Source organism: Streptomyces sp. NPDC046862 (assembly GCF_040704615.1).
Classification (GTDB): Bacteria; Actinomycetota; Actinomycetes; order Streptomycetales; family Streptomycetaceae; genus Streptomyces.
Genome location: NZ_JBEYXP010000013.1, coordinates 24,012 through 32,581, shown reverse-complemented (window position 1 = coordinate 32,581; position 8,570 = coordinate 24,012). Strand labels below are relative to the sequence as shown.

Sequence of the window (8,570 nt, the reverse complement as noted above, 5' to 3'; positions counted from 1 at the left end):
CACCCGGCCCCGCGGTAGGGGTTCAGCAGGTGTAGCCACCGTCGACGGTGATGGTCTGGCCGGTGATGAAGCTCGCCGCGGGCGAGGTGAGGAACCGGATGACGCCGAGCACGTCCTCGATCGAGCCGAGCCGGCCCAACGGCGTCCGGCGCACGATGCGGCGGCGCTGGGCCTCATCGATACCCGCGGTCATGTCGCTGTCGAAGTAGCCGGGAGCGACACTGACCACGCGGACCCCGGCAGGGCCGACCTCACGGGCGAGACCTCGCGTCAGCCCGTCGAGCGCCGCTTTCGCCGCGCCGTACACGGCGACGCCGGTCTGCCCGCGCAGCGCGTTGATGGAGGACAGGTTGATCACCACACCCGCCCGACGGGCCAGCATGGGCTTCAGACAGGCCCGGGTGAGCAGAACCGGCAGTGTCACGTTGGTCCGCAGCGCGGTGTCGATGGCCGTCGGGGCGGTCAGCGTCAGCAGGCCCTCCAGCCCGATCGCCGCGTTGTTCACGAGCGCGTCGATACGGCGATGGCGACGCATGGCCGCTCGGGCGAACTCCTCGACGGCTTCGGCGTTCGTTCCGTCGATCGAGGACCAGAACAGGGTGTCCGCAGCGGTCGACTTGCGCAGCGCGATGAGCTCGGTGGACTCGGACCGGCTGAAGGTCTCCACTCGGTAACCGCGCTCCAGGAAGTCGGTCACCAGCGCCAGTCCCAGACCTCGGCTGCCTCCGCTGACGACCGCCACCGGACGCTGATCCACGGTGCCGTTCACACCGCACCCCCCATGCGCTTGAAACGCTCGCCGTGCAACGGCACGTCCGAGACGGTGACGACGGCCGGAACCTTGTGGGGCGGCAGGTGGTCCGTACAGAACTGGCGCAGCCGCCTGTTCAGTGCCCGCTGCTCCTCCGGCTCGACCAGTTCGACCGTGGCAGTGACGATGTGACCGGTGACGGCGTTCGGGCGTCCGGTCACGACGACGTCGCAGACGTTGCCGGCCCGGAGCAGCACGTTCTCGACCTCGGCCGGTGACACCTTCTCTCCGCCTACGTTGATCAGCGTCGAGAGCCGCCCGAGTACGCGGAGGGTGCCGTCCTCGGCCACCTCGACCGCGTCTCCGGTGTTGAGCCAGCCGTCCTCGTCGAACGGGCTGGGCGCGTTGAGATACCCGAGCATGGCGCTCGGTGACTTGATCCAGAGCACCCCGTCGCGCACCTTCGTCCCGAATCCCCGCCCTCCGACGTCCATCCGCAACGAGTCCGACGAGATCGATCGCGTGGGCAGGATGCCGGTCTCGGTGAGGCCGTAGGTCTGCTTGAACCGCACACGGGGAAACTCGGTGGCCGCGTGCGCGAGGGTGACCTCGCGCATGGGCTCCGTGCCGTAGGTGATCAGTTCGAGTGAGGACAGGTCGTAGTCCCGGTAGGCGCCGGAGACCAGCAGCATGTTGAGGAAGGTCGGCGTGGTCGGTAGCACCTGGACGCGGTGACGCTCGATGGCCTCGCACGCGTGCTTGGGGGTGCGTTGCGGCTCGGTGACCACCGTGCCGCCGCTGATGAGCGTACGGAACAGCGTGTTGACTCCACCGATGTGGTCGAGGGCCATGAACTGCAGCGTTCGCCGGGGGCGCGACGACGCACCGAAGCCGCCGAGCAGCCGGGGGAGCGAGAGCAGCGCGGCCTTGCTCTCGCCCGTCGAGCCCGAGGAGAACAGCAGCAGCCCGGCCTCTCCGCGGGTGGCGAGTTCGGTCAGGAGGTGTGGCCGTGGCGTGTCCGGTGCCGCGATGGTCCGGACCGTCCACTCGTCAGGACCGCTGAACTCGACGACGCGGGTCGCGTGTGCCGTCGCGATCCGGCGCTCCCGCTGGTCCCTCGGCGGATCGGCGGGAGCGAAGGGCACCACGACGGCGCCTCTGACGGCGAGCGCCGTGAAGAGCGCGACCGTGTTCGGTGAGATGTTCCCGACCACCGCCACGATCTCGCCGGCCGTCACGTCGAGCCGATCCAGCTCGGCCAGCCAGCCGGTGGCCCGCTCCGCGAGGTCGGCGTACGTGACCCTGCCGCCGTGTCCGACCATGGCTTCGGCGTCGGCTCGACCCCGAATGTGCGACAACAGCCAATCCATCGCGCCTCCCCTAATCGTCATGTGCTTGCTTCCAACCTCCGGAGCACGATCGTGTGGTGAGCCGGGCGTTCGGGCGATCTCCGCGTCACGGCAGACCGGTGACACCGCGGCGGGTCGGTGACATCGCGGCTCGACTCAGTACCGCGGGCGGGCCAGGGAAACCGTGCCCCGGGACAGCGCGCACTCGACCGACGACCCTTATAGTCGGCGGGCAATTCCCAGCGAACTCGAAGAAGCTGGAGCCAACGAGAAGAAACCCTCCGGCTGATCGGACATATCGCATATCTACTGCCTACGTGCGGACTGATCACGGAGACTACCTGCGTTTCGTCCGGTCCGGCGATACGGCGATCTTCACTCGCCCAGTCATTGCCGGCCGATATACGCGCGGGCCTGCCGTGAAGCAGTGTGCCGAGCCTGTCCCGCCGGCGAGACAAGCGGTGGCGCATGGTCGTGCCACCGATTAAGTCAACGCTGGACTCGTCTTCGATGCCGCTGCATAGCGTGGCGCCTGTGCGTGGCAATGATGTCGGCACATTCTGACCCCGATTCCATGCCGGCAGCTGAGGGGTGTGAGTGTGATGGATTTCAGCCTTTTCTACTTCGCCAATGACAGTGGAAACGCCGAGGGCGATCGGTACCAGCTACTGATCGAGGGCGCTCGTTTCGCGGACGAGCACGGCTTCCAAGCCGTATGGACGCCGGAACGTCATTTCCATCACTACGGAGGAACTTATCCGAATCCGTCGGTGACCAGTGCGGCGATTGCCGCGATCACCAGACGCATCAAAATTCGGGCAGGTAGCGTTGTCGCACCCCTCCATCACCCGTTGCGGGTCGCCGAGGAATGGTCGGTGGTGGACAACATCTCGCACGGCCGCGTCGGTGTGTCCTTTGCCTCGGGGTGGCACGCCACTGACTTTGTGCTGAACCCGTCGGCCTACGCGGACCGCCGGACCGAGATGTACGAGCGGGTCGAGCAAGTACGGGCCCTGTGGCGCGGCGAGACTGTCGATCTCCCTGACGGGATGGGAAACCCGGCGAAGGTGCGGTCCTTTCCCCCGCCGGTGCAGGAGGAATTGCCCGTCTGGATCACCAGCGTCGGCGACGCCGAGACCTTCCGGAGCGCGGGCCGTATAGGCGCTGGGCTGCTGACTCACCTGCTCGGCCAAAGCCCCGAGCTGTTGGCGGAGAAGATCTCCGAGTACCGGAAGGCCGCGGCCGAGGCGAGTCAGGGTGCGTTTACGGGCCACGTCGTGGTCATGGTGCACACCTTCCTGGGTGAGGACAACGAGGCGGTCCGTGAGATGGTCAGGCCGGCACTGTCGGCCTACATGCGCAGCGCGCTCAATCTCATCCTGGCCTCGGACCCCGGCTCCAGCTCGGAGGATCCCGAAAACCTCGAAGAGGACGAGGTCGATTTTCTGGTCGAGCGATCGTTCGAGCACTACTTCGACAACATCGGCCTTCTCGGCGCGGTCGAAAAAGCAAAGGAAGTCGTCGCGCGACTCGCGGAGATCGGCGTGGACGAGATCGCCTGTCTCGTTGACTTCGGGCTTTCGACGGACGAGGTGATGTCGGGCTTGACGCACCTCCAGCGCCTGCGCGATGTCGTCGGCAGCAGCAGTACGTGAATATCTGGACTTTTCAGGAGGGTATAGTGGCCTACGACAAGCGGCAGAACTTCCTCGATTATCTGGACGAAAAGGAAACCTTCGACGCCAAGGTTGCCGAGGTCGATCAGGCCGAAAAATTCGACACCGCATTCGGAGTCGAAACGAGCGCTCCCTCCGAGACCTGGGACATCGACGAGGCCGACGAGGTCGACCTGCTTCACAACTACCGGTACTCCCCGTCACCTGCCGGGACCATAAGGGAGGTGATATCGCGCTTTCCAGTCAAGTACGAGGAGGCGACGTTCATCGATTTCGGCTCCGGAAAAGGTCGCGCACTGCTGGTCGCTTCGGAGTTTCCATTCAAGAGGATCATCGGAGTCGAGTACTCCGGGCATCTCTGCGAGATTGCCGCGCAAAATGTGCAGCGGTACGACTCCAAGTCCAAGAAGTGCAGTGCCATCGAGGTATGTCACCAGGACGCCGCTGAGTTCGAGATCCCGGACGGTGTGGGAGTTTTCTACTTCTACGAGCCCTTCAGTCCAGCTGTGGCGGAGCGGGTCCTGGAAAACATCGAGCGCTCCATCAGCCGTGTCCCACGAGCGGCCATTGTCTGTCTGGTCGGGCGGGCGCTTGTTCCCACCGTCGAAGGCCGAGAGGCGTGGGTGCCCTACGGACCCGAGGTGCCATCACCGAATGACCACTACTTCGACGCGCGACTTTTCGTAGTCCAAGCTGGTGGGGGCACCGGCGGCTGATCCTGGGTACGCCCGCAACGACGGCTTCGGTGGCGGCTCGGACAGGTGCGACGGTGGCGTTCGGGCCTTCAGGTTGTCGGCCGGGAAGCCGAGGAGTCCTGGAGTACTTCGGCGATGAGGGAGAGCACATCCGCCCCCTGGTCGAGCAGGTAGAGATGGCCTCCCTCGAAGACGCGTACAGGGCCGGCGGCACCGCAGTGCCGCCGCCATGCGGACACCTCGTCCACCCGGACCTCGGCGTCGTCGACGGCGGCGAGCAGGCAGGTCGGTATGTCCAACGGCAGTTCGTCGCGGTACTGGTAGTTCTCGCACGCCGCGAAGTCGGCACGCATCGCGGGAGCCAGCCACAGCAGCACATCGCGGTCGCGCACAGCTGAGACCGAGGGACCGGCGATCTCGTTCAGCCGGTGCAGCAGGGCCTCGTCGCCCAGAACGCTCGCGGCCGGGCGCCAGGGTGTGAGGTCGGGTGAACGCATCCCGGAAAGGAACAGCTGGGCAGGGGCCGGTCCGCCCGTGTCTCGAAGCGCGCGGGCCAGTTCGAAGGCCAGCAGAGCCCCCATGCTGTGGCCGAAGAACGCGAACGGTCGGTCCAGCAGCGGTTCCACAACACCCCGCAGGGCGTCGACCATCGAGGTGATGGACGGCAGCGGAGGCTCCCCGGCCCGGTCCTCGCGTCCGGGGAGCTGGACGGCCCACACTTCGGCAGCCATGTCAGTGGGCAACTTCCAGGAGCTATATCCGAGCGCCCCGGCCCCGGCCCACGGAAGACAGAACAGCCGCATGTCAGGGTCCGGATGAGGGGAACGGCAGCGCAGCAAGTTCTCCACGGTGGCGGTCATCGGCCGTCACCTTTCTCTGTGCTGTCGTCGACGGCAACCAGCTGAAACGCCATCTCCCCGAGCGAATCGGCTTCAAAAATCGCTCGGACGCTCAGCTCGCAGCCCATGGCGGTGCGCACTCGACCGATGACCTGCATGGCGAGCAGCGAATTTCCGCCGAGTACCCAGAAGTTGTCGTCAGGGCCGGCCTGCGGTGCTTCGACCACCTCAGCCACGATCTCGCACAGACGCTGTTCCCGGAAGATGTCGAGCAACGTCGTGCCCTGGCCGGCCTCCAGCAGGGTGCCCGACGACTCGATTCCCGACAGTGCCCTGCGATCCAGCTTGCCGTTGAAGGCGACCGGGAACTCTTCAAGGACCTCTACCCGGTCGGGCAACAGTGCGGAGGGGAGCTTGCCACGAAGGAACTCCCGTACGGCGGAGTACGTCAGCCAGTCCCGGCCTCCGTCGCCCGGCACGACATACGCCACCAGTTGAGCCATGTCCGTGCCTGGGTCGGTCGCGATGACGGCGGCGCGGGCGATGGCGGGATGGCTGTCGAGCAGAGCCTCCAGCTCACTCGGCTCGACGCGCAAACCTCGGACCGTCACCTGGTCGGCGAGACGGCCCCAGAACTCCAACTGCCCATCAGGACGCAGCCGGCCCTTGTCGCCGGTGAGGTACATTCGCTGTCCGGGGACACGGCTGAACGGGTCGGCTATGAACCGTTCACTCGTGTACGCGGGCTCTCCAGCGTAGCCCTGGGCCACACCGAGCCCACCGATGCAGATTTCGCCGACGAACGTGGGCGGCAGCAACTGCAGTTCGTCGTTGACGATGTAGATCTGAGCCGCGCCCACCGCGCGCCCGGCCACCTGGTGTGCGTGTTCGCCGATCTCTGCCCTGGCCGAATCGGCAGTGCACTCGGTCAGGCCGTACGTGTTGAACGAGAGGAGTCCAGGCTGGTCGTGCAGACGCCGCCACAGCCGGTGCGACACGCTCTCGCCACCGATGATGACCATCTTCGGCGGGTACGGAAGGGTCAGGAGACCAGCGTCGACCAAGCTCTCCATCTGGCTGCTGTTGCAGTTGAACACGTCAATCGATGATTCAGGATCCGCCCCTCGGGCAAGGAGCCGGACCGGATCCGTCCTCTCCTCTTCGTCGATCAACAGCAGCCGGTGCCCGAAGGCGATCATGCCGAGGCACTGGTTGATGAACACGTCGAACGTCACGGAACTCAGCGCGCCGACATTCACTTGGCGCCCTTCGGGCAGCCGTGCGTACATAGGCGCCAGTTGGGTGGTGGCGAGAGCGACGAGGCTCGCCTGATCGATGACCACGCCCTTAGGCTGTCCCGTGGAACCTCCTGTGAAAGGCATGCAGGCCGGAGCAGTTGCCGGGCGACGAGCGGCATCGACCCCGTGCGTGGAATCGCCCCCAACCGCCGTCGCCGAGTCCGCCAGGAGCGCGGCCGCTGAGACCGTCTCCACCTCGGCGAAGCGTTCGTCCGAGACGACCAGGGCGATGCCGGCCTCCTCAAGGAGCTGGCGGCGGGCCTCGTCCTGCTGCGGATCCAGCAGGAGAAAGGCACCGCCCGCACCCCAGGTGGCGAGCATCGCGACGATCAGATCGCTGCGCCTGGCCAGGCAGATCCCCACCATGATGCCGGACCGTACGCCGCGTGCGCGCAATGCCGTGGCCATCGTCCGGGCCCGACCGGCCAGTTCGGCGAAGGTGAGCCGCTCCCCAGCCGCAACGACTGCTTCCCGTTCAGGAACAGTCGCGGCCGTCAATTCGAAGAGGTCCCATGCGGATGTGCATTCCGCGGGGGCACGGACGTCCTGCGTATCACCACTCGCGCCGAGCACCAGCGTTTCGTCCAGGGCGACTTGGTCGAGGAGTGGGATGTTCCCGAGCGGGACATCGGGTGCCCGACTGAGTGACTGCAGCAGCTTTCCGTAGGTATCGGCAAACCTCTGCATGGCCGCCTCGGAAAACCGCTGACGATTGTATTCGATAGTGAGTGAGGTTTCGTGTGCCAGCCGTTGTATGTCCAGACGCAGGTCGAACTCGATGCGCGACAACTCCATGGGGTCTGGCATGGGCGTCACCTGGAGGCCGTCAAGTGCCCAGGTATCGCTCGGGTCTAGAGTGCCATAGCCGATAGCGGCCTGGAAGAGGGGATTGCGATCGGCGTCCCGGTGGGGGGCAATGTCCTCTACGACCGCTTCGAACGGCACGTCTTGGTAGTCGAGCGCGTCCAGAACCGTTTCACTCACGTGGTCGAGAAACTGATCGAAGGTCAGTGTCGGTGCTATCGGGCAGCGCAGCACCACTGTATTGGCGAAGAATCCGATCGTTCTGAAGAAGTCCGAGTCCGGTCGGCTGAGTACCGGCGTGCCAACTGCTATATCGCTCGATCCCGCCCAGCGGTGCAACAGAATGAAATACGCTGCGAGCATGCCCACGAACGGAGTGATCGAGCGATCCTTGCAGAATTCTTCGAATTCCGCTACCATATTCCCTGGAACAGTGACCGGGATCCGGGACCCGACGATCACGCCCGAGTCTTCCCTGCTGTCCTCGGGCAGCTGGGGCGACTGGATACCCTCCAGTTGGCCACGCCAGTAGTCCAGGCCGGCAGGATCCACCCCGGAGGCATTCTCCGCCAGGGAGAAATCCGCGTACTGAACGGCCAGCGTCGCGACGGCAAGCGCGTTTGCGTCAGCGTAAGCGAGGCGTAGTTCTTCGGCGAATACCTGTGCGGAAATCTCGTCGATAATGATGTGATGGAACACGAAGATTATCAGATGTAGTCGGGATGACACCCGTATCGCGCTTGCTTTCCAGAGTGGCCCTGATGAAATATCGAAGGAAATGTCAAGCAGCCTTCCGGCCTCATCCTCCGCCCAGTCGCAGCGCTTGCTGGGCGAGTCCCCCTCGGCCTCTACGATGTCGAGCAACGAAGACTGGGTAACGTCCCCGTTCGCATCGTGCACCACCTGGAGAACTTCACCGTCGCGTTCCAGGAATGTGGTGCGCAGTGTTTCGTGTCTGCCGCGCAGCACTTGTAGGGCGCGCTCAAGCCTGCTTATGTCGAGATCCCCGTCGACTGTGAGGGCGGTTCCCCAGGTATCAGCCGAACTGGCTGGCCGCACAATTGAGGAGAAATACATTCTCCGCTGTGCGGATGAGGCGCGAACCACACGCGAATGATGGTCGTCCTGCCCCTTCGCGTGATGCATCTGAGACATAGA

Annotated in this window: 6 protein-coding genes; 2 read left to right on the top strand and 4 right to left on the bottom strand. The window is 65.1% G+C overall.

Annotation, left to right across the window (positions count from 1 at the left end; translation table 11 throughout):
- Window positions 1-22 precede the first annotated feature (22 nt).
- Together AB0959_RS16525 and AB0959_RS16520 are read right to left on the bottom strand one after the other, a co-directional pair.
- Window positions 23-769 (bottom strand): SDR family oxidoreductase, encoded by a 747-nt coding sequence (locus tag AB0959_RS16525; RefSeq protein ID WP_366827095.1) that lies wholly within the window; start codon window positions 767-769, stop codon window positions 23-25.
- Window positions 766-2,121: a long-chain fatty acid--CoA ligase gene (locus AB0959_RS16520; protein WP_366827094.1), complete on the bottom strand. Its 1,356-nt coding sequence runs from the start codon at window positions 2,119-2,121 to the stop codon at window positions 766-768. Before AB0959_RS16520 ends, AB0959_RS16525 begins: the two co-directional genes overlap by 4 nt.
- A gap of 581 nt (window positions 2,122-2,702) precedes the next feature.
- Between AB0959_RS16520 and AB0959_RS16515 the strand changes: the two genes are divergently transcribed.
- On the top strand, window positions 2,703-3,755 hold the full coding sequence (locus tag AB0959_RS16515) for a MupA/Atu3671 family FMN-dependent luciferase-like monooxygenase (RefSeq protein WP_366827244.1): 1,053 nt from the start codon (window positions 2,703-2,705) through the stop codon (window positions 3,753-3,755).
- A gap of 26 nt (window positions 3,756-3,781) precedes the next feature.
- Window positions 3,782-4,492, top strand: a complete 711-nt coding sequence (locus tag AB0959_RS16510) for a class I SAM-dependent methyltransferase (protein WP_366827093.1) — start codon at window positions 3,782-3,784, stop codon at window positions 4,490-4,492.
- Window positions 4,493-4,560: 68 nt separating this feature from the next.
- Here the strand turns inward: AB0959_RS16510 and AB0959_RS16505 are convergent, their stop codons facing one another.
- Together AB0959_RS16505 and AB0959_RS16500 are read right to left on the bottom strand one after the other, a co-directional pair.
- Window positions 4,561-5,274, bottom strand: a complete 714-nt coding sequence (locus AB0959_RS16505; RefSeq protein ID WP_366827243.1) for an alpha/beta fold hydrolase — start codon at window positions 5,272-5,274, stop codon at window positions 4,561-4,563.
- Between the two features lie 53 nt (window positions 5,275-5,327).
- Window positions 5,328-8,558: a condensation domain-containing protein gene (locus AB0959_RS16500; protein WP_366827092.1), complete on the bottom strand. Its 3,231-nt coding sequence runs from the start codon at window positions 8,556-8,558 to the stop codon at window positions 5,328-5,330.
- Window positions 8,559-8,570 lie beyond the last annotated feature (12 nt).